Genomic DNA, 20,817 nt, shown 5'->3' with positions numbered 1-20,817 from the left:
CAGCATCACTCAGGCGGCCGCGGACTGACCGCCGTCGGGTTCGGTTCCGGGGTCAGAGCCGGACCGGGATTCGAAGTCGATCTCGACTTCGGCTTCCAGTTCGTCCCTGCTGACGCTCACCTCGAGTTCCTCGGCGTTCTCGGGGACGGCGATCGTGATCGTCCCGTCGGCGGCGGTCGTTCCGACCTCTTCCGCATTGACTGAAACCGACGCGTTCGCGACCGCGCTTCCGTTCCGGGTCACGCTGAGGGTCGCGTTCTCACCGCGCGTCACGTTCTCGGTGAAACTGGCGTTCAGCGCGCGTTCGGCGGCCGTCGGTCGGTCGTCGTCCTCGCGCTCGTCAGATTCGTTCTCGTCGTCGTCGACGGAGTCGATCTCGACGTCGGTGCCGGACTCGGAGATGACCGGCTTCAGGATGTACTTCCCGCTCTGTCCGGCCTCGAACGCGGTGATGTCGAACACGAAGTCGACCTCCTCGCCGTTACCGACGGTGAACGCCGAGTTCAGTTGGAGTTTCCCGCTGGGGAGTTTCACGCGCTGGTCGCTCCCGTCTTTCAGGGTCCCGTTCACCGACGAGACGTAGACGAACACCTTCTCGTAGGAGCCGTTCGGGACGTCGAACGAGGCGAGTTGCGTCGCGTTCGCGCCCTGGAGTTCCGTCAGGTCGACCGTGCGGTTCTCGACCTCGTATTCGACCCACTCCTCGCTCTCGGCGTCGCTGTCCTCCGCCTCGGAGTCATCGTCGGCCGCATCGTCGCCGTCTTCCGTCGAATCAGCGTCGTCTTCGGTGGAATCAGCATCATCCGTCGAGTCGTCGTCCGTCTCAGTCTCGGCTGTCGCCGTGGACGAGGTCTCGTTCTCGTCGCTCACGGGCTCGCCGTCGGCGTCCTCGCTGTCGGCGTCGTCGTCTGCAACGTCGTCAGTCTCCTCGTCGTCACCCTCGCCGGCGGGCTTGAGCCCGACCCGCGTGATCGTGACGTTGAGATGCTCGAAGTCGCCGATCGCGTTCTGTTCGTCGCTGACGTAGAAGTTCACCGTCCCGGCACTCGTCGCATCACTGGTCGACTGCACTGCGCTGTCTGTGGCTGTGGTCCCGTCGGGCGAGCCGGTGAGGCCGCCGGCACACCCGGCGAGCAGCACCAGCGCCGCGACGAGAACACTCGCGATTGCGTTGCGGTTCATTACATCCGACACCAGGTGGTGAAAGAGTATGTAAAGGGGCGGCCGTGACCCGGGATTCACCCGGATTTAGACCGTTTAATCCGGGTATATCCGAACAGGGCCGATTATCGGGTCGGTTCGCCCCACGCGCCGAGGCTCGCCTGTACGTCGCGCGTCGTGGCTTCCGGCGCGGCCTCGTGCCCGACGAGATCCCGGAGGTCGACCGCGTACGTGCTCCCGGCGTGATCGAGGACGAGCAGGCGCCCCTGCACCCCACGGACGGTGCCGGTGGCGATCGTCTCGGCGACCGGCCGATCCGTGAGTCCCAGGTCGTAGTCGAAGTCGAACCGGTCGGCGGCGTCGACGTCGAACTCGGACAGGAGCGCGTTCCACGCCGTCTCGTCGACGTCTCGGTGGAGGCCGGCGCGTTTGGTGGGGACGCGGATCCGGTCGGAGATCTCCATGGCGATCTCGGCCTCGCGCTCGCGGGCGATTCGACCGTCCGAGACGACCGCGAGCAGCGCGCCGCGGTCCGCGCCCTGCTCGCGCAGACGGGTCTCGAGTCGCCACTCCTTGGTGACGCCTACTTTGAACACGTCGGGCGCGAACGCCGCGAGGTAGATGGCGTGCGGTTCGACGCAGTCCATCTCGTCTTTGAGACAGGTGCCGGTGCACTTCGCACAGACCCACGTGGAAGCGTGCTGGGCGCAGTGCGGCGCGGTCGGCTCCGCGCACGCGAGGTGGCCGTCCTCGGTCACGGCGCCGGCGCAGTGTCGCTCGCCGAGGGTGTACGCGAGTTCAGTGCCGGGTTCCAGCGACAGGAAGTCGACAGACGCGGGCGATGCACGCTCTGCGTCAGTTTCGGTCGCGAGCGACGTGCTCTCTGCGTCGGCTGCAGCACTGTCCGCGTCGCTGAGGAACAGCCCCGGATCGCTGGTGTCATAGCCGACGAACTGCACGCTGATGGCTACGCGGTGAGCGAATAAAAGGTGTCCCGTTCGGGACCCGGCGGCGGTGGGTTCGATCAGGCGGCCGTGGCGTTGTACACGACTTCCACGTTCGTCACGACGTCCACGGGACCGCTCTCGACGTCGGTCCCCACGTTCGCCCCGGCGGTTGCCGTAGCTGCGGCTTCGAGGCTGCGGGGGCGCGGCGAATCCCGCTGGACGCGAACGACGTGGACGCCGGTGATCGTGAGGTTCGCGGAGTCGGCGACGGTCTCGGCCTTCTGACGGGCGTCGGTCATCGCCGACTTGCGTGCGCTCTGTTCGAGTTCTTTGCGGCGGTCAGCCGAGAGCGTGAACGAGACGTCGTCGACGTCCGTCGCGCCGTTCTTGACCGCGGTGTCGATGACCGAGCCGACCCGATCGACGTCCGAGAGCGAGATCTCGAACTCGTGGGACGCGCGGTACTGGATCTGCCGCTCTTCACCGTCCCTGCGCGGCGGTCGGTAATCGCGACCGATGTCGTACCGTCGAGTCGTGACCTGATCGTCCGTGAGCCCCAGTTCGGAGAGCGCCTGTCGCATCTGCGAGACGTTTTCGGCGAGTCGCTGGCGGGCGGTCACGGCGTCGTCAGCGGTGGCAATGACGCCGACGCGGACGACTGCGTGGTTCGGTTGCCCGCTGGCGCTTCCGGATCCGGAGACTTCGATCGTGCTCCCTGACTGTGACTGCGGCGCCTCTGCGGCGGAACTGGAGAGGGCGCCCGAACAGCCGGCCAGGAGGACCAGTGCGACGACGGCGACGATGCCGAGCGTGCGTCGTGACATACCCGAAGACTGTTGGGGGATATAAAGTGCTTCGTGGAGGCTCAAAGGGTCGTTTGAACCTGGCGCGCAGATCGAGCGCGCGGCCCACGGGGGACGGGCCATCCGAAGGTCCTTAGCGCCCGCACCGTTTCGACCCGGGTATGCACGACGAATCGGAGGTGGCCGTCCTCCGGTACGGCCACCGGCCCGGACGGGACGATCGGATGACGACCCACGTGGGGCTCACGGCTCGGGCACTCGGCGCCGACCGGGTGATTTTCCCCGACAACGCCAGCCAGTCCGAGGAAACGGTCGAAGACATCACCGGACGGTTCGGCGGCCAATTCGCCGTCGAGCGAACCGCGGCGTTGGACGGGACGATCAGCGAGTGGGAGGGCGTCATCGTCCACCTGACGATGTACGGGGAGCGGATCCAGGACGTCGAGGCCGAAGTCCGGAGAGCCCATCGCGACGAACCGGTACTCGTCGTCGTCGGCGGGGAGAAGGTCCCATTCGAGGTGTACGAGGCCGCCGACTGGAACGTCGGCGTCACGAACCAACCACACTCCGAGGTGGCCGGGCTCGCAGTCTTCCTGGACCGGCTCTTCGAGGGCCGGGAACTGGAACAGGAATGGCCCGACGCAGACAGACGAGTGCTCCCGCAGGCCTCCGGGAAGCGCGTCGTCGACGCCGACGCGTTCGGTGACGGTGACGATCCCGGCGGAACCGACGCCGACGGCGGCGCGAACGACGTCACTGAGTAGCCCGCGAAGCGAGCGATGACGTCGCCCCGGCCATCCGCAACTTTGAAACGACTGAGCGGCGCAACTGTGTGTAATGGCTTTTGAGGAGCTGCTGAACGACCCTGTCATCCAGAAGTACCTCCACGAGCTGGTCGGACCGACGGGGATGCCGGTGGCCGCGGCACCCCCCGATGGCGAGGTGACCGACGAGGAGCTCGCAGAGGAACTGGGTCTCGAACTCAACGACGTCCGGCGGGCACTCTTCATTCTCTACGAGAACGATCTGGCGGAGTACCGTCGAGTCCGCGACGAGGACTCCGGATGGCTCACCTACCTCTGGACGTTCCACTACGAGAATATTCCCGAGAACCTCCGCGAGGAGATGGAACGGCTGCTGGACGCGCTCGAAGAGCGCCTCGAGTACGAGCGGACCCACGAGTTCTACCTCTCTGAACCCGCCGGGATCCGCTTCGAGTTCTCGGAGGCGATGGAGCAAGGCTTCCAGTGCCCCGAGACCGGCGCGCCGCTGGAACCGATGGAAAACGACGATATGGTCGGCACGATGGAGCGCCGGATCGCGGAACTTCGCGACGAACTCAACGTCGACGTGGGTCGGGACGACTGATGGTCGTCCTCGCAACCAAGTGCTACGTGAGCGGCGACGCCCGGACCCGGGCGCTCGATAGCTTCGAGTCGCTGCTGGACAACGACATCGGCGAGCTCGCCGTCGAGTGGTCGGTCGACGTCCGTGACGACGACTTCGTCGCGGTCGATCTCGACGGCGAGGACGCGACTGTCGCCGCCAACGTCCTCGCGGAGTCGTGGGGCGAGATCACGCCCGAGTTCGAGGCCGATGAGACGTACGTCGGCACGCTCGAATCGTGGGACGACGACGGGTGGACGCTCGACGTCGGCAACGGAACGACAGTCCGGATCCCGACCGAAGAACTCGGGCTCGGGACCGGGACCGCGACGCAGATCCGCGACCGCTTCGGTGTCGTCCAGCACCTCCCGCTCCGGTTCGTCTACGGCGAGCCCGCGCGGCTCGCGGACGCGGAGCGCGACCGCCTCTATGAGTGGACCCGCGAGGAGGGCAGCGGGCGCGTCAACGTCAACAGCGCGACGCGGGGCGAGGTCCGCGCGACGGTCAACCGCGCGGGTCACGCGGCCGACATCGTTACAGTCGAGCGCCTGGGACTACTTGAACAGAGCATCATCTGTCCGGAGGACACCGACCCGCCGGGGCTGCTCGCCAGTATCGGGTCGTACCTCCGGTCGGAACTGAAGTGCGTGCTGACCTGAGCGCGACACACATCTATGAACCGTCGACTCCTGCTCGCGACCGCCTGTCTCGCCCTCCTGGCCGTCACCAGCGGCTGTCTCGGTATCGGCACTGGACCCGTCTCCGAGGACCAGATCGACAGCGACCCCGCCGCCCAGTACCAGTGGACGGAGAACCGGACGGTCCACCTCACCATTCAGTCGAACACGCAGTTCCGCACGGTGATGGAGACCAACGAGACGACGATCGAACTGTTCCGCCGCGACGGTTTCGGCGGAACGAACCCGCTGTCGGTGCAGGCGGTCAGGTACCGCTACCCGAACGGGACGGTAGTCACCGGAAGCGAGATCCGCGACCGCGGCGGCGAGGTTCGGACCACGCGTGACGAGACGATCATCGCGCTGCCGTCGGACGCGCCGCCGCGCGGCGGGTCGCTGGCGTTCACGAGCGAGAGTACGCCGAAACGATTCACGCTACCGACGTACGTCGACGGAACCTACGAGGTCGTGCTGCCGGAGAACCGCCGCATCGACTTCCCGGTCTTCGGGCAGGTCAGGCCCGGAGGGTTCGAGACCTCGGTCGACGACCAGAACCGCCTGCACATCGTGTGGAACGAAGCCGTGACCACGGACACGGTCTCGGTGCAGTTCTACCTCCAGCGAGACCTCTACGTCTTCGGCGGGATCGTCGCCCTCGTCGCCCTCGTCGGACTCGGCGGCCTGTTCTATTACCGCCGACAGATCGAGGAACTCCGGCAGGAGCGGATGGAGATGGGGGTCGACGTCGAGACCGAAGTCGACGACGACGACGGCCCCCCTCCGGGGATGGGCTGACGAGGTTCTCCGTCATCGAACTGCGTGACGGTGGCCCACCGGCGGGGAGGCGTCGACGCCGGGGGCCCACGAGCGACGTGTCGACGCCGGGTGTCACTCAATGATGCGTCGGCGCCGGCAGTTACCACGACGGATACGCTGACACAGCGGCCGGTTCGTGCGGCGAAGCGCTCGGGCCGACGCAGTGCCGAGGCGTTTTTGTCCGCCTCGGCGGTACAGAGAGTATGCAGGTCGCAATCGTCACCGTCGGGGACGAGATCCTCGCCGGGGACACCGTGAACACCAACGCGTCGTGGCTGGCCGAGCGGTTGCACGACCGCGGCGTCAGCGTCGGACGGATCACGACCGTTCCCGACGTGGTGGCTGACATCGCCCGCGTGATCAACGAGTACCGCGCCGAGTACGACGCGGTCGTCGTGACCGGCGGACTGGGCCCCACACACGACGACGTGACGATGGAGGGAGTCGCCGCCGCGGTCGGCCGGGACGTCAAACCGCACGAAGAGGCCCGCCGGTGGCTGACCGAAGAGGGCGGCTACGCGGCGGAGAAACTGGTCGAGGGGACCACAGACCTTCCCGCGCGGGCGCGGATGCTCCCCAACGAGGCCGGCGTTGCGCCCGGCGCGGTCGTCGAGGGGATCTACGTCCTCCCCGGCGTGCCCGACGAGATGAAAGCGATGTTCGAGCAGGTGGCCGAGGAGTTTTCCGGTGAACGCACGCACTCGACGGTCGTCGACGTCGACGAACCGGAGAGCGAACTGATCGATCGCCTGCGTGAACTCCGGCGGCGGTTCGACGTCACCGTGGGGAGTTACCCGGGCGAGTCGGTGCGGATCAAACTCACCGCGACCGAAGAGCGCGTCGCCGAGGAGGCCGCAGCGTGGCTGCGAGGGCAGGTCGAGTTGGTCGAGAACGAGGAGTAATCGAAGTCGAAAGTCGAGCTAGCGGCCCAGCAGCCGGATCCAGACGACGACCATCGCGAGGCTCAAGAGCAACACGACCGCCCCGGTCTCTGCGATCGGGAACGGTTCGCCGGCGAGTGCGAGCGGGAGCATACTCCGAGGTTCCGCGGCAGCGTTCTTAAACGTTCATACTATCGGAGCGGTCGCAACCGGTTGCAATCCGACCCCACGCAGTCCAGCGATCGAGTGACCGAAGCCTCACGGACCTCACGAGAACCGGCGGCGACCGACGCTCGCGCGATCGCCCGGTGACCGGTCGGCCTGATAGTGTTTACTCTCACTTTTTACCGCCGAGCGCCACCCCCGTTGGCAGCGCCCGGCGGTAAGAGATGAGAGTAAACACTATGAGAGAGGCACCCCGACCGGGAACTTTTCCACGCCCCGGTACTGCCTCCGAGTATGCGCATCGGTTTCGTCGTCAATCCGATCGCCGGAATGGGCGGTCGCGTCGGGCTCAAAGGCACCGACGGGAAGGTCGAGGAGGCGCGCCGGCGGGGCGCAGAACCGCGCGCACCCGACCGAGCCAGACGGGCCCTCGAGGCGCTCGCAGCGCACGGCTCCGACGAAATCGAACTGCTCACCTGGGGCGGCGATATGGGCGGCGAGATCGCGCGGGCAGTCGGGATGGAACCGGACGTGGTCGGTTCGCCGGCTGATGGTGAGACGAGCGCCACCGACACCGAACGAGCGGTCGAGGCGTTCGTGGACGCCAGCGTCGATCTCGTGCTGTTCGTCGGCGGCGACGGAACCGCCGCGGACGTCGCCGAGGCCGTCGAAGGCAGTGAGACGCCGATGCTGGGCGTTCCGGCCGGCGTGAAGGTGTACTCCTCGGTGTTCGCCGTCTCACCGGAAGACGCCGCGCAGGTGGTGCGGACGTTCGAGCGGACCGAACGGCGCGAGGTGATGGATATCGACGAGGACGAGTATCGGGAAGGAGAGGTCCACCCCGAGTTGCGGGCCGTACCGCTGGTGCCCGTCGCCGAGGAACTCCAGTCTTCCAAACAACTCGGCGGCGGTAACGTCGAGGCGCTGGCGGCGGGCGTCGCCGACGACATCCGTGCGAGCGAGAAGACGTTCGTCCTCGGACCCGGCAGCACGGTCGGCGCGATCAAGGAGGAACTCGGGTTCGACGGCTCGCCGCTCGGCGTCGACGTGTGGCGCGACGGCGAAGTGCTCGCGCTGGACGCGACCGAATCAGAGATCCTCGACGCACTCGGCCCCGCGGGCGAGAACGTCGTCGTCGTCTCGCCGATCGGCGGTCAGGGCTTCGTCTTCGGACGGGGCAATCCGCAACTCTCGCCCGCGGTGATCCGACGGTGTGATCTCGAAATCGTGGCATCGCGCTCGAAACTCGACACCGTGGGCGAACTCCGCGTCGACACCGACGACCCCGACCTCGATGCGGAACTCAGCGGGTGGACGAAAGTCCGTATCGGTCGGGTCGAACGGCGAATGATGCGGATCGCGTGACTGCTCGAGGCACGACCCACGACTGGTGGTCCACGTTCTTCCACGGCGATTTAATACCTCGGTTGAATCTGTGTACATATAAGTAGCATATAGTGACCATTAAGGTCTCGCGAAGCCAGGGGTGGCATATGGAGACGCGTAAGGTCCAACGGTTGGGCCCCTCGACGCTAGCGATGACGCTTCCAGCCGAATGGGCGAAGGAGCACAACGTCGACAAGGGCGACGAGGTGTCCCTGCGAATGGGTGGAAAGGGTACGTTGACCGTCCTGCCGGAGTCGGCCAGTCAGGAAGACGCCTCAGCGACGATCCGAGCGGACAGTCTCGACGCAGACTCTCTCGAGCGGGCGATCGTCGCACAGTACGTCCTCGGACGGCGAGTGATCCACATCGAGAAGAGTGACGGTGCGCTCGACTCCGAGCACATCAACGCCGTCTACAAGGCGGAGACGCAACTGATGGGACTGGGCGTCATCGAAGAGACGCCCGATCGGATCGCCATCCGCTGTTCGGTCGACCCCGAGGACTTCACGCTCGACAACCTGCTCGAACGGCTCGAGAACACCGGCAGTACGATGCGCGGCGAGGCGGTCAAGGCGCTCGCACACGGCAATACCGATCTCGCACAGCGCGCGCTGAACCGAGAGCGGCAGGCGAACAAGATCTTCGTCCTCCTGCTGCGGCTGATCTTCACGGCCTATCAGAATCCCAACCTCGCCCGGGCGATCGGCTTAGAGGAGGGCTTCCCGCTCATCGGCTACCGCTCGGTGGCGAAGAACCTCGAACTGACCGCCGACAACGCCGAGGACATCGCCAACATCGTGATGGACGCCGACGGTCACACCCTCGACGTGGACTCGAAGACGATGCGTCGGATCCGAGAGTTCACCGATCAGGTCGACGAACTCACGCGGACGGCGGTGCAGGCGGTCGTCGAACGCGACTACGACAAAACCGTCGAGTGCCGGACCCTCTTCCGACAGCTCCGAGACCGCGAGCAGGAGATCCTCGACGACCTCCCGGAGATGGACAACGACGAACTGCTTCAGGTACGCGAAGTCCTCGTGAGCCTCCAGCAGACGGCTCAGTACGCGATGCGGAACGCCGAGATCGCGGCGAACCTCGCGCTGAACGAGGAGTCCGAACACGTCACGATCGGATAAGCCGAGATCAGAGTTCGATCAGGCCACCGTCGGTCGTCGTCTCGGCCCCGCCGTCCGGTGGTTCGGTTCCGCCGTTCGTCGTCACAGTGCCGTCCGCTCCCGACGAGTCGGTCGCCGTCGGTTCGGGCGTCGCGGTCGGCGTCGGCGCGGGAGTCGGCTCGGCCGTCTCGGTGGACTCTTCCTCACCCGACCGATCCGTCGTCGGTTCGGGGGTCGGCGTCGCAGTCCCCGAGGCCGCCGTGCCGTTCCCGTCGGTCGGCTTCGTGCCGAAGAGGTCCGTCTCGATCGTCCGGGTGTAGGTGAGCGAGTCCAGCGGGACTCGGACGCTCCTGTCGCTGAGTTCGAGGCGGGCGGCAAACTCGATCCGGAGGTCAGTCACCTGATTCCGCTCGAGGTGCGTGACCCACCACTCGTCGATGTGGTCGTTCCGGATCGTAGCCGTCGCCTCGACGGTCTCCGTCGACTTCGGCGGAATCACGTACTCGGAGTCGGTCGTCCCGTTGCCCACTGCGACTTCGTTCATCGTGACGTCGTATTCGAGCTGGGAGACGGGGATCGGGTACGGTTTCGGATTGTAGACGACGAACGTGAGATCCAACGGCGTCCGCTGGGCGCTGACCGTGCCCCATTCTGCGCTCGTCTCGTTGATGTAGAGTACGGGATCGGAAGCGTACGGCTGATTCGCGTCGATCGAGCGGGTTTCGGTGGAGTTGAACTGCGAGAGCAGATCCGTCTCGATCGATCTGGTCACGTTCGGTGGGTCGACCGACCGGCCGACGGTGGACGAGCGGACGGACGCGTCGACGGTCACGGTCGTTCGTTCGCCGTTCCGGATGTGGGAGACCCACCACGGCGGGATCCGGTCGTTGCGTGCGCTGGTCCGGAACGACAGCGTGGAGTTGCCGGTGCCGACCGAGACGTCGTCTTTGACGCCGCTGGCGAGCGTGACATCGTTCAACAGGACGTCGTAGCTGACAGTCGCTCCGCCCAGCGAGGCGCCGATCGGGTTCGGGTTCGAGACGGTGAGGTCCGTCTCGACGACGGTCGTCGTCTCGTTCACCGGTCCGAATCGGTTCTCGACGCCCGCGACGCTCGGGACACCGAGGACACCCGCGGCGATCGCACCACCGACGATGAGTCCGGCGACGAGGAGGACGACGACCAGCGATCGAATCCGGCCGAAGAGCGAGAGCGTCGGCATTGTCCCTCCGAGTCGGTGGAGCCCTAAATACCCTGTCGGAGCGGCCCCCAAGTCGTATGAACTAAGTCGGGACCGGGTGAGCATCAGGTATGGAGACCGCATCCGCTACATCGGACAAGGGCTTCGGTCTGACTGTTCTCTTCGCGATCGTCGCGCTCTTGGGCGTCGTCGGGATGTTCGCCGCTGGGCTGACCGGCGACCAGCTCGTCGCTGCCATCGGATTCCTCGTTGCCACCGTCGCGGCGTCGCTGTCGGTGTCGGCGACGCATCTCTTCGGGTGAGCGCGCGTCGGCTCATCGAAACGGACGAGAAGCTTAAGACCGAACCCCCCATAGGGTACATACGATGAGTGAGTTCACCGAGGAGGAACGACAGATCGTCGCATACCTCCGCGAGAGCGTCGCCGCCGGTGAGCGATACTTCCGGGCGAAGAATATCGCCGACGCCATCGGACTCTCTGCCAAGCAGGTTGGCGTCCGACTGCCGCGGTTGGCGGAGAAGTCCGAGGACGTCGACATCGAGAAGTGGGGCCGCGCCCGATCGACCACCTGGCGTGTTACACAGAGCTGACCCCCGCGTGAGTCGAATCGCTGCCGGGGTGGCACGCGGATTCAGGGGCTTTTTCCTCTCTGCCTCCCACCGGCCACTATGACGGTTCGCGTCCGGCGAGTCTTCGAGTTCGAAGCCTCGCCAGAGGCCGTGTGGGACTTCATCGCCGACCCGGGCAAGCGGGCTGAAGCCATAAGCGTCGTCGAGCGGTACGACGTCGACGAATCGACCGGCGCGGCGACGTGGCACGTGAAACTCCCGATCCCGCTCATCAGTTCGACCGCGCGGGTCGAGACAGAAGACGTGACCCGCGACCCACCGTCACACGTCAAGTTCCTCGGGAAGTCGTCGGTGCTTCGCGTGACCGGTGAACACACGATCGAACCGACCGAGACGGGCGCGCGTCTGATCAACGAGTTCGTCGTCGACGGCCGCGTGCCGGGAGTCGAGGGGTTCTTCAAACGAAACCTCGACACGGAGTTAGAGAATCTAGAACGGGAACTGCGGCGGTCCGTCGAGACCGGCTCGTAGCCCTTCGCCCGGCCGGACCGTCCCGGAGGGTTTATTGCCGATCCCGCGTTATCTGCTGGTGCCGACGACCGACGCTTTTCTCGTCGAAGTCGGCACACACCCGCCACACACCGCCGCAGTGCTCGGGGTCCGCTGCGGCCCACCGCGTCCAGCGCTCCCTCACCCCGGAGGGGGAGTGACTGTACGCTCCGCTCCCACTCCCGCCTTCGCCTTCGATGGATCGACGCGCTAGCTACGGCGACGACGCCCGCTTTTCGATCTCGCCTTGGATCATCGCCGCGTCGAAGTCGTGATCCGGTCGGATGTTGACGAAATCCAGAAAGCGAGCAGCGTCGAGCAACTCGTCGGCCGAGAATGCCTCCGAAGCGGCCTCGACGGTCCGTTTCCCGCCGATCAACGGTTCGAGCGCGCCGAGCGCGCACGCGACGTCGTACGATTTCGCGTCCTGTGCGCCCTCCTCGCGAACGTTCGTCGCGTCGATGAAGTAGATCTCACCGTCGCGAATGAGGACGTTCTCCGCGCGGAGGTCGCCGTGGAGAAGGTCGTTGTCGTGCATCGTTGCGAGCGCCTGAAAGAGTGCGGGGGCCAGGTCCGCCTCGGCCGCCTCGTCGAGTTCGTCGAGCGTCCGAAACGCCGGGAGGTATTCGAGCACTAACACGCCGAGTCCGTCGACCTCGAACGCCTCGACCGGTTCGGGGGCGTTGAGCCCGATCTCTCGCATCCGCTCTGTCGCCTCGAGTTCGTGCTCGGCCATCTCGACGGGATCGGCGAAGTGCTCGAAGAAGCCTTCGGTCCCCGAGGAGAACGCGCCGAGGTTGCGCCCCGTGGTGAAGAGCGCGTGGACGACGGAGTTCTGTCGAGAGATGACTTTCACGAACCACCGGTCGTCGATCACCATCGGGGTCGACAGCCAGTTGTCCGCGTCGAGAAACCGGACGTGGACCGATTCTCGGTCGTACCGATCGCGGATCTCCCGGGCGACGGCCTCCAGCCGCGACCACTCGACGCGTCCGCGAAGGAGGCGGCGGAGTTCCATACCCCAACGTACGTCCCGGAGCGTATATATATCGTCCTCGCCGGATACGTCGGACCCAGCTGTCGGCGGTATCGGAGCCCGAAAAACGAGTCGCGGGGAGCGCTCAGTCGTCGGTTCCGCGGACCGTCAGCACCGGGACGCTCGACCGCCGGACCGTACGCTCGGTGACGCTACCGAGGAGGTACCGCTGTAAGCCGGTGCGGCCGTGGGTCCCCATCACGACGAGGTCGCAGTCGTGGTCGGCAGCGTACTCGACGACCACGTCGTCGGGGACGCCGGGCTCGACTGCCGTGACGGCCTCGACGCCCGCGTCGGCCGCGCGCTCTGCGACCGACTCGACGACCGATTCCGCGCGTTCTCGCAACGTCTGTTCGACCTGTTGTGGGCTGATCGCGGGGGCGCTGTGGCTCATATCGCGGGTGTCGACCACCGAGAGCACGTGCAGTTCGGCGTCGTACTGGGTCGCGATGTCGATCGCGTGGTCGACCGCGCTGTCTGCGCACTCGCTGCCGTCCGTGGGGATGAGGATGCGTTCGTACATATCTGAACCGACGGTGCGAGGGGAGTAGGGCGTTCGGATGGCTCTCAGCGAGCGGGAACCGGAACGGCCGTCGGCATCACTCCGAGAGCCGCTCGGCGATCCGTCGCGCGCCTTCTGCGGGAGCGAGGTCCGGGCGATCCGCGGCGATGCAGTCCACGTCGCGGTCGAGTTCTGCGGAGAGCCGCTCCTCGAAGACGTCGACGATGCCGGGGATACAGGCCATCCCGCCGGTGAGGACGATCGGCTTCGAGAGCGCGAGCTGGTAGGGCTTCATATGATCGTTCGCCAACTGCGCGAGGAAGTTGTTGGCGACCTCGTCGACAGCGTCGTCGACGTAGTCCGAGAGCGGTTCCATCACCGAGCGTTCGATCGTGAACTCGTGAGCGCCGCCGCCAGGCTGCTGGATGACGTCGGTGAACGGCTGGAAGTCGTCGAAGTCGGCGTGCGCTTCTTTGTACTCGCGGGCGGTCGTCAGATCGACGTTGACGCGACCCTGAGTCTCTTCTTCGACCGCGTTCGCGATTCGGCGGTCGACTTCGTTGCCGGTGACGGCGCCCGAGACGAACGGAGAGAGCTGTTCGCCGTGTCGGTACGCAGAGGCTTCGAGGTTCGTCGAACCCATATTGATCGCCGCGAACACTTCCTCGATGGCTTCGAGGTCGTCGCCGAACGCCGGAATCGATCCGCAGAGCGACTCGGGGAAGCTCCGAACCAGGGCGTTGCCCACGGGACTCTCTTCGATCACGCGGTTGAGGTTCGCCAGGCCGGGTTCGTTGTCGATCGTCGGAATCGCGTAGACGACCGCACTGTCGGCGTCGAGATTTTCGCTCGCGACGACTTCGTTGAAGAACTTCGAGGCGAGTTCTGCGCTGTCGTCGTCCTCGGGAAGTCCCGAGCGGAGCATATACTCCACCGTGTCGGGGTATTCCTGAGCCGCTTGCTCGCCGAAGAGGACTTCTTCTTCGCCGGTAAGGGCGTTCTCGAACGTCGCCAGACACGTCAGCGTCCGGACTGTGTTGATCTCACCGTTTCGGACGTACTGGAGAACTGTTCGCGTACTCCCGAGCTTGACGCCGACGGGGGTCGGCCCCGGGTCGACGGCCTCGTCTGCTTCCTCGTCCGCCGGCTCGTCTGTCTCGTCTGCCATACGAAAACCGACACCGAACGAATAAAAAATCCTGTCGGTATGATTACTGACAGGTCGGGTCGTCCGTCACTCCATCGACGCCAGACGGGCGATGTAGACCAGGCTCAGGTGGTGATCGTCGACGTCGAACTCCGAGGTGTTCGTGACCTCACCGGAGAAGCCGACGAGATAGTCCTGGAGTTCGGCCTCAACGTCCTCGGTCAGCCAGTCGACGGTGTGGTAGTACCGGATGGCGTCCATCGTCCGTTTGTAGCCGCCCTTGAGGACGAGGAACTCCAGCCAGTCGAAGACGATTCGTTCGGCCGCGTACGCGTCGGGGAGCGACGAGAGGTAGGGCTTGTCCAGGCTGCCGGCCGAGGCCGTCTCCCGGACCAGCAACTGTTCTAACTGATTCTGTCGAAGCGCCTCGCCGGCCCGGCCGCGGGGACGCTCGCGGATCTCCGTGTCGAACTGGAACCGGCCGACGTCGCCGGCGGTGTCGAAGCCGCCGCTCCGAGAACGCGGTCGGGCCTCAGCGTACCCGGGCTCGGGACGGCGGCGACCCTCGCTCTGTCCCCGCGCGGGACGCTCGACGTCGCCGAGGCCGAGGTCACTCGCGATCCGGTCCGCGCGCACGACGTCAGCGTGCCCGTCGGCGTGGTCGGATCGGCCGCGACGCGGCGGCGAGACGCCGTCGCGCGGACGAACGGATATCTCGTCGTCGCTTCCGTTCCGACGGTCGTCGTCCGCGTGGCCGTTGTGCCGGCGATCGGTCGACTCCTGGTGTCGCCGCTCGTCGGTCTCCTCGTTCGCCTGACCGTTGCGACGGCGACCCGTGGAATCTCCGCGTCGTCGCCCCTGGTTCCCCTCGTCAGCCCGGCCGTTTCGATGGCGGCCGTCTCGGCGGCGCCCATCCCGGTCCCGGCGGTCGGTCTCGCGACCGTTGCGCCGACCGCGTCGGCGTCGCTCACTCGGCCGCGGCCGGGCGTCGTCGCCCTCCCGCTGTGCGCCGTCTTCGTTTCGTTCTTTCCGTCGCTGATCGGCGATGCGCCTGAGTTCTCGGAGGTCGTAGTCGTCGGGATCGATGGTCATTGGCCTGGGTTGATCGCGGCGCGCGCCCGCCGCTCGGTCTTGTCTGCACAATCTGAGAGCCCGGGCATAAACGTGCCCCCTGAGTTATCAAACGAGAGAACGAGACTAGAGATCGCGCGTGTCGCCGTGCGCCCGCCGGACCGAGAGTGTGCCGCTGGAGACGTCGAACGAGAGCGACCGGCCGTGATCGCCGCCCACGTCGGTGGCGACGATCGGGATGCCGTGTTCCCCGAGGACCTCCTCGGTGGCCTCGACGTTCCGCTCGCCGACGGCCCCGTCGCCCGCGTTGAACTCGAACATTGCGCTCCCGCCGGCGACCCGGGCTTCGATGCGGGACCGGTCCGCCCCGGCGTCCACCATCTCGCGTAAGAGTCCGTTGACGGCGGTGTCGACGTACTTCGCATCGTTCGACATCGGATCGGGGCCCCCACCGTCAGTCTGGCTACGGCCATCGCTCGCTGCGGGCAACATCGCGTGAGCGAGGCCCGCGATGCCGGTTTCCGTGTCGACGAGCGCGATACCGACGCAGGAGCCGAGCCCGCTCGTCACGAGTTCGGCACCCGACTCCGTGACAGCGTAGTCGGCGACGCCGACTTTGACGCGTTCGGACGTCGACTGCTCGGTCGATTGGTTAGAGGTGTATACCTTCATTGGCGTGGTCGGAGAGCGCGATGCGCACGTGAGGGGCGAGCGGGCCACGCGCGCAGCGGAGAGAGGCGATGCACGTGACTCTCAGTTAGCCTGCTGTTCGGGTGCGAGCTGATCGAACGCCGCACGCAGTTCACGCTCGTCTGGCAGCGCGTAGATGTCACACGTGAACGTCTCGTCGGGCGTGACGATGGCCGAATCGATGAGGAACGCGTAGTCCTGTGTCCGCGCCAGTTCGGTCACGAGCGGATCGACGATCGCGGACGCGATGTCGTCGACGTGCGTCGGGGGCGAGATCTCGATCGTCGTCTCCAGGGTGTTCGCCCAGCCGTCGAGGAACCCCGAGGTGACGATGTTGCCGATCTCCTGGATGGCACTCTGCCGCATCGCAGGATCAGAGTCCATCCCGGGCATCAGCGCGTCCGCGACGCTCTCGGCCGAGTCGTGGTCGAACAGGATCGCGATGTACCCCGACGGTGTCCCGGTGAATTCGAGAACGACGCCCCGCCTGGCCTCGTCGGTCAGTTCCATCGGCACGCCCTCCACGGGGACGAAGCTCAGTCGGCTCACGTCGACGGTGGTGTCGATCCCGGTCATTGCGGTCAGGTCTTCGGAGGCCTGCCCCGCGCCCTCGGTGATCATCTCGGAGAACGACGTGAACGTCTCGACGGGGATCGTATCCCCGCTGTCGCCGGCGGCGTCGACGATGGTGTCGACGGAGTCGTGCGTGGGGAGCATATAGATGTAGAACCCCGCCTCCTCGTTGATCGTCTCGAGGTGGTTCCGGAACGCCAGAACGTGTCCGGTGTCGAGTTCGGTTTCGAGTTCTGCGGCCTCGGCCTCCACGTCGCTGCTGCCTTCCGGCGTGACGACGTCTTCGAGCGATCGGTCCGCATCGAGTTCCACGTACGTCGGCGTCGTGATGTCGATTCCGTCGCCGAGGAAGTCGGCCCACCCGTCGATGAAGCCGCCGAGCATAATGTTGCCCAGTTCTTTGAGCCCGCTCGTCGCCAGGTCGCTCTCGGGATTGTCGGACGCCCCGGGAACGAGCGCGTCGACGAGTTCGACGGCGCGCTCGCGATCGAACGCGAGGATCGTATGCCCAGCGATCGCCCCGGAGAATCCGATGTGGACCGTGACGAGGTCGCCCTCGCGGAACTCTCGTTCCACGTCGGACCGAGTCGCCATCTCGATTTTGGTGACGGCGACACGCGCGTCGAAGCCGGTGAGCGCCGTGAGCGATCCGGCTGCCTCTTCGGCCCCCGAGTGGGCGAGATCGCTGAACGTTCGAAGCGACTGGATGTCGAGGTTCATGCTTCGACGCCGACGACGTCGTCGATGGCTTGCAGCACGTTCGGCTTCTGGAACGGCTTCGTGATGTACCCGTCAGCGCCCGCCTCGACCGCCTCGCGCATCTTCTCTTCCTGACCGACGGAAGTGCACATAATCACCGACGAGTCGGGATCGATCGATTTGATCTCGGAGGTCGCCTCGATCCCGTTGCGAATCGGCATCACCACGTCCATCGTGACCACGTCGGGATCGAGCTCGCGGTACATTTCGACGGCCTCGACGCCGTTTTCGGCCTCGCCGACGACCTCGTGGTCGTCCTCTAGCAGCTGCTTCAGCAGGTTCCGCATAAACGCCGAGTCGTCGACCACCAGTACGTTGCGTGCCATAGGCTGTTTTCCGGGAAACAGCGTATAAACGCATCGCCCCCATTATCATCGATGATACAGCTTCGCGCGTCACTCCTCGGGCTGGTCAGCTGGGATCTGGAGTCCGTCCCCACGGAGGGCACTGACGAGGTCGGCTATCGAATCGTCGAGACTGAGTTCGTGCGCGCTGAGGATGGACGCGAGGGCCTTTGTGGGGTACGACACCTGCGTATTCGACGCGAGAAGCAGGATGCCGAGTGCCTCGTCCGCGGACGCGTCGGTATCGATCTGTTCGACGTACCACGTGGCCAGCTCGCCGAACGCCGTCGCGACGTCGTCGGAGAAGTGTTCGTGCTGGGAGATGTCGCCGTCGAAGGCCGCAGTGAGCGCGAACCCGTAGTCGGCCTCGTGGTCCGAGACGTACCGCCCCATCTGTTGCCGCGCGAGCGTCCCGCGTTCCTCGGTATCGGCGTCCTCGTCCTCGTCGACAGATGGCGACTCAGCGTCGTCCGTCGCGACGACGTAGCGCCCCTCGTCGAGTTCGGCGACTCGTTCGGACGCCGTGTAGTCGAGCTCGTCTGGTCTGACCACTCCCTCCTCATCACGCGCGCGTGACGGCGCGTCGTCCGGAGGGTCGGTCGGAGCCATAGGTTCTGGTGGCTCCGGCGCGACCATAAGCCCATCGCAGCGGTTGGTGCGTGAGCGGGTACCAATGTCCCCGATCGACTCTCAGTATCGATATCGAGACCCGAATAACCGTCACATTGAGGTGATTCCGTGTCGAACGGTCGGGTATCTATGGACTCCGACAGGACGCTCTCAGCACTCGGTAATGAATACAATCCTGATATCCTGCGTGCGGCGGACGAGGCGCACTCCGCCCAGGAGTTCAGTGAGATGCTCGACATCCCCATCGCAACGTGCTACCGCCGGATCGAGGAACTCACCAGCGCGGGACTCTTAGAACTGCACGACCGCGTCCTCTCGGACGAACACCGCCGGACGAACGTCTACCGACGCGACGTCGACGAGATCGTGATCGATTTCCAGGGTGACCAACTCAACGTGCAAGTGACCGAACGGCCCGAGGTGAAGAACAAACTCGACGACGTCTGGCGGCAGATCTCGAACGAGTGATCACGCGGACACTGTCGGGCGCGCGCCTGTTGGAAGCGAGTGGTACGCCGGATCTCTGTCCGTCGTAGGCGGTCGGCGACAGAACTGTCTCTTCTTGCTGCGACTGTCGGATGCAGGCGGTTTCACCACTGAGAATTCGCTATTCCGACGGTACAGGCAGTTAGGACCCAATATCATACGTGATATCCGAGTGCGTACTATTATGTATGAACCGATTTTCTACCGAAACGACGGTCCTCACCTCCGGGGAGGAGGCGCGGGGACCAGACTGGAGACAACACAATATGTTCGAAGACAACGAAACCGACCGTGGTCAGGTCGGTATCGGAACGCTCATCGTGTTCATCGCGATGGTCCTGGTCGCCGCGATCGCGGCCGGCGTCCTCGTGAACACGGCCGGCTTCCTCCAAGCGACTGCGGAGGACGCGGGTCAAGAGAGCGTCGACAAGGTGACGAATCGGCTCGACGTCGTGAGTTCTCACGGCTTAGTGAATGATACAGGAAGCAGCAAGGCAGTCGACAGCCTCAACCTCACTGTTCGGCTTGCGGCGGGTTCCGGTGCAGTCTCACTCGAAGACACGACCATCAAGTACGTGAGTGATACCACCGCCCGGAACCTCGTGTACAACGATGAGACGGATTCCAGTGGTGAAACCCTCCAGAACGTGACCCAGTCAGCGGATGGCTTCTCTGGGGGTCTAAATTCGACGGAGTACACGGCATACTCGCTCGATGACGCCGACGACAGTTCCTTCCCGGTGCTGAACGGGCAGGCCGATCGCTTCGAGATCGTCATCAACACCTCCGTCGTGGAACAGAACGGTGCGGGCCTCTCGACCGGCGACTCGGTCGAACTCGACATCACCAGCCGCTCGGGTGGCTCCACGCAAGTCATCTTCACGATGCCCCAGCAACTCGCCGGCCAAACTGACAACGACCCGGTTCCCCTCTAAAGAGTAAAATAATGAAATCACTATTCAACAACGACGACGACCGTGGTCAGGTCGGTATCGGGACGCTCATCGTGTTCATCGCGATGGTCCTGGTCGCCGCGATCGCGGCCGGCGTCCTCGTGAACACGGCCGGCTTCCTGCAGGCAACCGCCGAGGATGCTGGTCAAGAGAGCGTCGACAAGGTCACCAACCGCGTCGAAGTTGTTAATCAGCACGGTATTGTCGGGGCAAACGACGACATTGAGACAGTGAACCTGACGGTTCGGCTGGCGGCGGGGTCAAGCGCGGTGGATATGAACAGCACCTCGATCAAGTATCTGAGTGATAACGAGGTCGCGACGTTGACCAACAACTCTGCGCCCAACGCAGATACGTATGAGGAGCACGAGTTTAACCTCACGAGAGTCGAAGGAACCGACAGCGACAATTCCTTCGGTGTGCTCAACGACGGGGCCGATCGGTATGTCGTAAGTATCAATGCGTCGAAAATTGAGACGGGGACGGGCGGCCTCAGCACAGGCGACAAGATCCAACTCGACATCACGAGCCAGACCGGCGGTACGACGCAGGTCATCTTGACGATGCCGCAGCAGCTCGCTGGGGCCAACGAGGGCGACCCCGTCAAGCTCTGATCGCGACTCCGTCTTCGACGGGTACTGCGTTTTAGTTTTTCGATGCTATCGGCTACTTCGGTGTGTCACAGACTGTGAGCGGTGACACCGACGTATTTCACTGACATCATCGGGATCGTTTCTGAGCGGCGTCAGTGCAACTCTGAGATAGTGGCCTCTGACAACCCCAGTATCACGTGTGATATCTGGTCCCTCACCGTTATATACTGACCGCTATTTTGCTGAATTGACGGTCCTCACCTCCGGAGAGGGGCGCAGGGACCAGACTGGAGACAACACAATATGTTCGAAGACAACGAAACCGACCGTGGTCAGGTCGGTATCGGAACGCTCATCGTGTTCATCGCGATGG

The 20,817-nt window shown here is 65.0% G+C and carries 26 protein-coding genes; 14 read left to right on the top strand and 12 right to left on the bottom strand.

Going from position 1 to position 20,817, the window contains the following annotated elements; all coding sequences use genetic code 11:
• Positions 1-9: 9 nt before the first annotated feature.
• From BLU74_RS16730 to BLU74_RS16720, 3 genes are all read right to left on the bottom strand, one after another.
• A complete protein-coding gene (locus tag BLU74_RS16730) occupies positions 10-1,182 on the bottom strand; it encodes a DUF4382 domain-containing protein (RefSeq protein ID WP_089769404.1) in 1,173 nt (390 codons plus the stop codon).
• Between the two features lie 104 nt (positions 1,183-1,286).
• Positions 1,287-2,120 (bottom strand): DUF2797 domain-containing protein, encoded by an 834-nt coding sequence (locus BLU74_RS16725; RefSeq protein ID WP_089769403.1) that lies wholly within the window; start codon positions 2,118-2,120, stop codon positions 1,287-1,289.
• Positions 2,121-2,185: 65 nt separating this feature from the next.
• Positions 2,186-2,932, bottom strand: a complete 747-nt coding sequence (locus tag BLU74_RS16720; protein ID WP_089769401.1) for an SIMPL domain-containing protein — start codon at positions 2,930-2,932, stop codon at positions 2,186-2,188.
• Positions 2,933-3,072: 140 nt separating this feature from the next.
• On the opposite strand from BLU74_RS16720, the gene BLU74_RS16715 reads away from it, so the two are divergent.
• From BLU74_RS16715 to BLU74_RS16685, 7 genes are all read left to right on the top strand, one after another.
• On the top strand, positions 3,073-3,675 hold the full coding sequence (locus tag BLU74_RS16715; RefSeq protein WP_089769400.1) for a tRNA (cytidine(56)-2'-O)-methyltransferase: 603 nt from the start codon (positions 3,073-3,075) through the stop codon (positions 3,673-3,675).
• 73 nt (positions 3,676-3,748) lie between these two features.
• Positions 3,749-4,279 (top strand): transcription factor, encoded by a 531-nt coding sequence (locus BLU74_RS16710; protein WP_089769398.1) that lies wholly within the window; start codon positions 3,749-3,751, stop codon positions 4,277-4,279.
• Positions 4,279-4,956 carry a DUF2110 family protein gene (locus BLU74_RS16705; RefSeq protein ID WP_089769396.1) on the top strand — a complete coding sequence of 226 codons (678 nt, stop codon included), beginning with the start codon at positions 4,279-4,281 and terminating at the stop codon, positions 4,954-4,956. The genes BLU74_RS16710 and BLU74_RS16705 overlap by 1 nt, the downstream gene beginning before the upstream one ends.
• Positions 4,957-4,971: 15 nt before the next feature.
• A complete protein-coding gene (locus tag BLU74_RS16700; protein ID WP_089769394.1) occupies positions 4,972-5,769 on the top strand; it encodes a DUF5803 family protein in 798 nt (265 codons plus the stop codon).
• A gap of 224 nt (positions 5,770-5,993) precedes the next feature.
• On the top strand, positions 5,994-6,692 hold the full coding sequence (locus BLU74_RS16695; RefSeq protein ID WP_089769391.1) for a competence/damage-inducible protein A: 699 nt from the start codon (positions 5,994-5,996) through the stop codon (positions 6,690-6,692).
• A gap of 438 nt (positions 6,693-7,130) precedes the next feature.
• Positions 7,131-8,201 (top strand): ATP-NAD kinase family protein, encoded by a 1,071-nt coding sequence (locus BLU74_RS16690; protein ID WP_089769389.1) that lies wholly within the window; start codon positions 7,131-7,133, stop codon positions 8,199-8,201.
• Positions 8,202-8,329: 128 nt separating this feature from the next.
• Entirely contained in the window at positions 8,330-9,361 is a 1,032-nt protein-coding gene (locus BLU74_RS16685; protein ID WP_089769387.1) for a phosphate signaling complex PhoU family protein, read from the top strand.
• A 7-nt stretch (positions 9,362-9,368) separates the two neighbouring features.
• Here the strand turns inward: BLU74_RS16685 and BLU74_RS16680 are convergent, their stop codons facing one another.
• Positions 9,369-10,562, bottom strand: coding sequence for an LEA/WHy family protein (locus BLU74_RS16680; RefSeq protein ID WP_089769385.1), 1,194 nt, complete (start codon positions 10,560-10,562; stop codon positions 9,369-9,371).
• Positions 10,563-10,651: 89 nt separating this feature from the next.
• Between BLU74_RS16680 and BLU74_RS16675 the strand changes: the two genes are divergently transcribed.
• The 3 genes from BLU74_RS16675 (at position 10,652) to BLU74_RS16665 (ending at position 11,642) form a co-directional block, all read left to right on the top strand.
• Positions 10,652-10,843, top strand: a complete 192-nt coding sequence (locus tag BLU74_RS16675) for a DUF7525 family protein (protein ID WP_089769383.1) — start codon at positions 10,652-10,654, stop codon at positions 10,841-10,843.
• Positions 10,844-10,907: 64 nt separating this feature from the next.
• On the top strand, positions 10,908-11,132 hold the full coding sequence (locus BLU74_RS16670; RefSeq protein WP_089769382.1) for a DUF7123 family protein: 225 nt from the start codon (positions 10,908-10,910) through the stop codon (positions 11,130-11,132).
• 78 nt (positions 11,133-11,210) lie between these two features.
• Positions 11,211-11,642, top strand: a complete 432-nt coding sequence (locus tag BLU74_RS16665; RefSeq protein ID WP_089769379.1) for an SRPBCC family protein — start codon at positions 11,211-11,213, stop codon at positions 11,640-11,642.
• A gap of 232 nt (positions 11,643-11,874) precedes the next feature.
• Here the strand turns inward: BLU74_RS16665 and BLU74_RS16660 are convergent, their stop codons facing one another.
• The 8 genes from BLU74_RS16660 to BLU74_RS16625 all read right to left on the bottom strand — a co-directional run bounded on the left by BLU74_RS16660 (position 11,875) and on the right by BLU74_RS16625 (position 18,391).
• The gene (locus BLU74_RS16660) at positions 11,875-12,678 is read right to left on the bottom strand and encodes an RIO1 family regulatory kinase/ATPase domain-containing protein (protein ID WP_089769377.1); all 804 of its coding nucleotides are present in this window, start codon (positions 12,676-12,678) and stop codon (positions 11,875-11,877) included.
• Positions 12,679-12,781: 103 nt separating this feature from the next.
• On the bottom strand, positions 12,782-13,219 hold the full coding sequence (locus BLU74_RS16655; RefSeq protein WP_089769375.1) for a universal stress protein: 438 nt from the start codon (positions 13,217-13,219) through the stop codon (positions 12,782-12,784).
• A gap of 76 nt (positions 13,220-13,295) precedes the next feature.
• The gene (locus tag BLU74_RS16650) at positions 13,296-14,366 is read right to left on the bottom strand and encodes an actin-like salactin (RefSeq protein WP_089769374.1); all 1,071 of its coding nucleotides are present in this window, start codon (positions 14,364-14,366) and stop codon (positions 13,296-13,298) included.
• Positions 14,367-14,432: 66 nt separating this feature from the next.
• Positions 14,433-15,437 carry a FlaD/FlaE family flagellar protein gene (locus tag BLU74_RS19645; RefSeq protein ID WP_089769372.1) on the bottom strand — a complete coding sequence of 335 codons (1,005 nt, stop codon included), beginning with the start codon at positions 15,435-15,437 and terminating at the stop codon, positions 14,433-14,435.
• 105 nt (positions 15,438-15,542) lie between these two features.
• On the bottom strand, positions 15,543-16,088 hold the full coding sequence (locus BLU74_RS16640) for a chemotaxis protein CheD (protein ID WP_089769370.1): 546 nt from the start codon (positions 16,086-16,088) through the stop codon (positions 15,543-15,545).
• Positions 16,089-16,169: 81 nt separating this feature from the next.
• On the bottom strand, positions 16,170-17,399 hold the full coding sequence (locus BLU74_RS16635) for a chemotaxis protein CheC (protein WP_089769368.1): 1,230 nt from the start codon (positions 17,397-17,399) through the stop codon (positions 16,170-16,172).
• A complete protein-coding gene (gene cheY, locus BLU74_RS16630) occupies positions 17,396-17,764 on the bottom strand; it encodes a chemotaxis protein CheY (RefSeq protein ID WP_089769366.1) in 369 nt (122 codons plus the stop codon). Before cheY ends, BLU74_RS16635 begins: the two co-directional genes overlap by 4 nt.
• 69 nt (positions 17,765-17,833) lie before the next feature.
• Complete coding sequence (locus BLU74_RS16625; RefSeq protein WP_089769364.1) at positions 17,834-18,391, bottom strand: DUF7500 family protein; 558 nt, start codon at positions 18,389-18,391, stop codon at positions 17,834-17,836.
• A gap of 150 nt (positions 18,392-18,541) precedes the next feature.
• Between BLU74_RS16625 and BLU74_RS16620 the strand changes: the two genes are divergently transcribed.
• The 4 genes from BLU74_RS16620 to BLU74_RS16605 form a co-directional block, all read left to right on the top strand.
• The gene (locus tag BLU74_RS16620) at positions 18,542-18,880 is read left to right on the top strand and encodes an ArsR/SmtB family transcription factor (protein WP_089769362.1); all 339 of its coding nucleotides are present in this window, start codon (positions 18,542-18,544) and stop codon (positions 18,878-18,880) included.
• Positions 18,881-19,164: 284 nt separating this feature from the next.
• Positions 19,165-19,833 (top strand): archaellin/type IV pilin N-terminal domain-containing protein, encoded by a 669-nt coding sequence (locus BLU74_RS16615; protein WP_089769484.1) that lies wholly within the window; start codon positions 19,165-19,167, stop codon positions 19,831-19,833.
• 11 nt (positions 19,834-19,844) lie between these two features.
• Positions 19,845-20,465, top strand: coding sequence for an archaellin/type IV pilin N-terminal domain-containing protein (locus BLU74_RS16610; RefSeq protein WP_089769360.1), 621 nt, complete (start codon positions 19,845-19,847; stop codon positions 20,463-20,465).
• A 282-nt stretch (positions 20,466-20,747) separates the two neighbouring features.
• The coding region (locus BLU74_RS16605; RefSeq protein WP_342702058.1) for an archaellin/type IV pilin N-terminal domain-containing protein at positions 20,748-20,817 on the top strand (70 nt) is incomplete at its 3' end.

Source organism: Halobellus clavatus (genome assembly GCF_900107195.1).
In the GTDB taxonomy this organism is placed as follows: Archaea; Halobacteriota; Halobacteria; order Halobacteriales; family Haloferacaceae; genus Haloquadratum; species Haloquadratum clavatum.
This window is presented reverse-complemented; position numbering and strand designations above follow the sequence as displayed.

Coding starts and splice junctions, on each gene's coding strand:
- BLU74_RS16690 (WP_089769389.1), top strand. CDS start 7,131: ATGCGCATCGGTTTCGTCGTCAATCCGATCGCCGGAATGGGCGGTCGC.
- BLU74_RS16710 (WP_089769398.1), top strand. CDS start 3,749: ATGGCTTTTGAGGAGCTGCTGAACGACCCTGTCATCCAGAAGTACCTC.
- BLU74_RS16655 (WP_089769375.1), bottom strand. CDS start 13,219: ATGTACGAACGCATCCTCATCCCCACGGACGGCAGCGAGTGCGCAGAC.
- BLU74_RS16635 (WP_089769368.1), bottom strand. CDS start 17,399: ATGAACCTCGACATCCAGTCGCTTCGAACGTTCAGCGATCTCGCCCAC.
- BLU74_RS16680 (WP_089769385.1), bottom strand. CDS start 10,562: ATGCCGACGCTCTCGCTCTTCGGCCGGATTCGATCGCTGGTCGTCGTC.
- BLU74_RS16615 (WP_089769484.1), top strand. CDS start 19,165: ATGTTCGAAGACAACGAAACCGACCGTGGTCAGGTCGGTATCGGAACG.
- BLU74_RS16695 (WP_089769391.1), top strand. CDS start 5,994: ATGCAGGTCGCAATCGTCACCGTCGGGGACGAGATCCTCGCCGGGGAC.
- BLU74_RS16700 (WP_089769394.1), top strand. CDS start 4,972: ATGAACCGTCGACTCCTGCTCGCGACCGCCTGTCTCGCCCTCCTGGCC.
- BLU74_RS16660 (WP_089769377.1), bottom strand. CDS start 12,678: ATGGAACTCCGCCGCCTCCTTCGCGGACGCGTCGAGTGGTCGCGGCTG.
- BLU74_RS16685 (WP_089769387.1), top strand. CDS start 8,330: ATGGAGACGCGTAAGGTCCAACGGTTGGGCCCCTCGACGCTAGCGATG.
- BLU74_RS16675 (WP_089769383.1), top strand. CDS start 10,652: ATGGAGACCGCATCCGCTACATCGGACAAGGGCTTCGGTCTGACTGTT.
- BLU74_RS16620 (WP_089769362.1), top strand. CDS start 18,542: ATGGACTCCGACAGGACGCTCTCAGCACTCGGTAATGAATACAATCCT.
- BLU74_RS16720 (WP_089769401.1), bottom strand. CDS start 2,932: ATGTCACGACGCACGCTCGGCATCGTCGCCGTCGTCGCACTGGTCCTC.
- BLU74_RS19645 (WP_089769372.1), bottom strand. CDS start 15,437: ATGACCATCGATCCCGACGACTACGACCTCCGAGAACTCAGGCGCATC.
- BLU74_RS16715 (WP_089769400.1), top strand. CDS start 3,073: ATGCACGACGAATCGGAGGTGGCCGTCCTCCGGTACGGCCACCGGCCC.
- BLU74_RS16665 (WP_089769379.1), top strand. CDS start 11,211: ATGACGGTTCGCGTCCGGCGAGTCTTCGAGTTCGAAGCCTCGCCAGAG.
- cheY (WP_089769366.1), bottom strand. CDS start 17,764: ATGGCACGCAACGTACTGGTGGTCGACGACTCGGCGTTTATGCGGAAC.
- BLU74_RS16650 (WP_089769374.1), bottom strand. CDS start 14,366: ATGGCAGACGAGACAGACGAGCCGGCGGACGAGGAAGCAGACGAGGCC.
- BLU74_RS16640 (WP_089769370.1), bottom strand. CDS start 16,088: ATGAAGGTATACACCTCTAACCAATCGACCGAGCAGTCGACGTCCGAA.
- BLU74_RS16730 (WP_089769404.1), bottom strand. CDS start 1,182: ATGAACCGCAACGCAATCGCGAGTGTTCTCGTCGCGGCGCTGGTGCTG.
- BLU74_RS16670 (WP_089769382.1), top strand. CDS start 10,908: ATGAGTGAGTTCACCGAGGAGGAACGACAGATCGTCGCATACCTCCGC.
- BLU74_RS16705 (WP_089769396.1), top strand. CDS start 4,279: ATGGTCGTCCTCGCAACCAAGTGCTACGTGAGCGGCGACGCCCGGACC.
- BLU74_RS16625 (WP_089769364.1), bottom strand. CDS start 18,391: ATGGCTCCGACCGACCCTCCGGACGACGCGCCGTCACGCGCGCGTGAT.
- BLU74_RS16610 (WP_089769360.1), top strand. CDS start 19,845: ATGAAATCACTATTCAACAACGACGACGACCGTGGTCAGGTCGGTATC.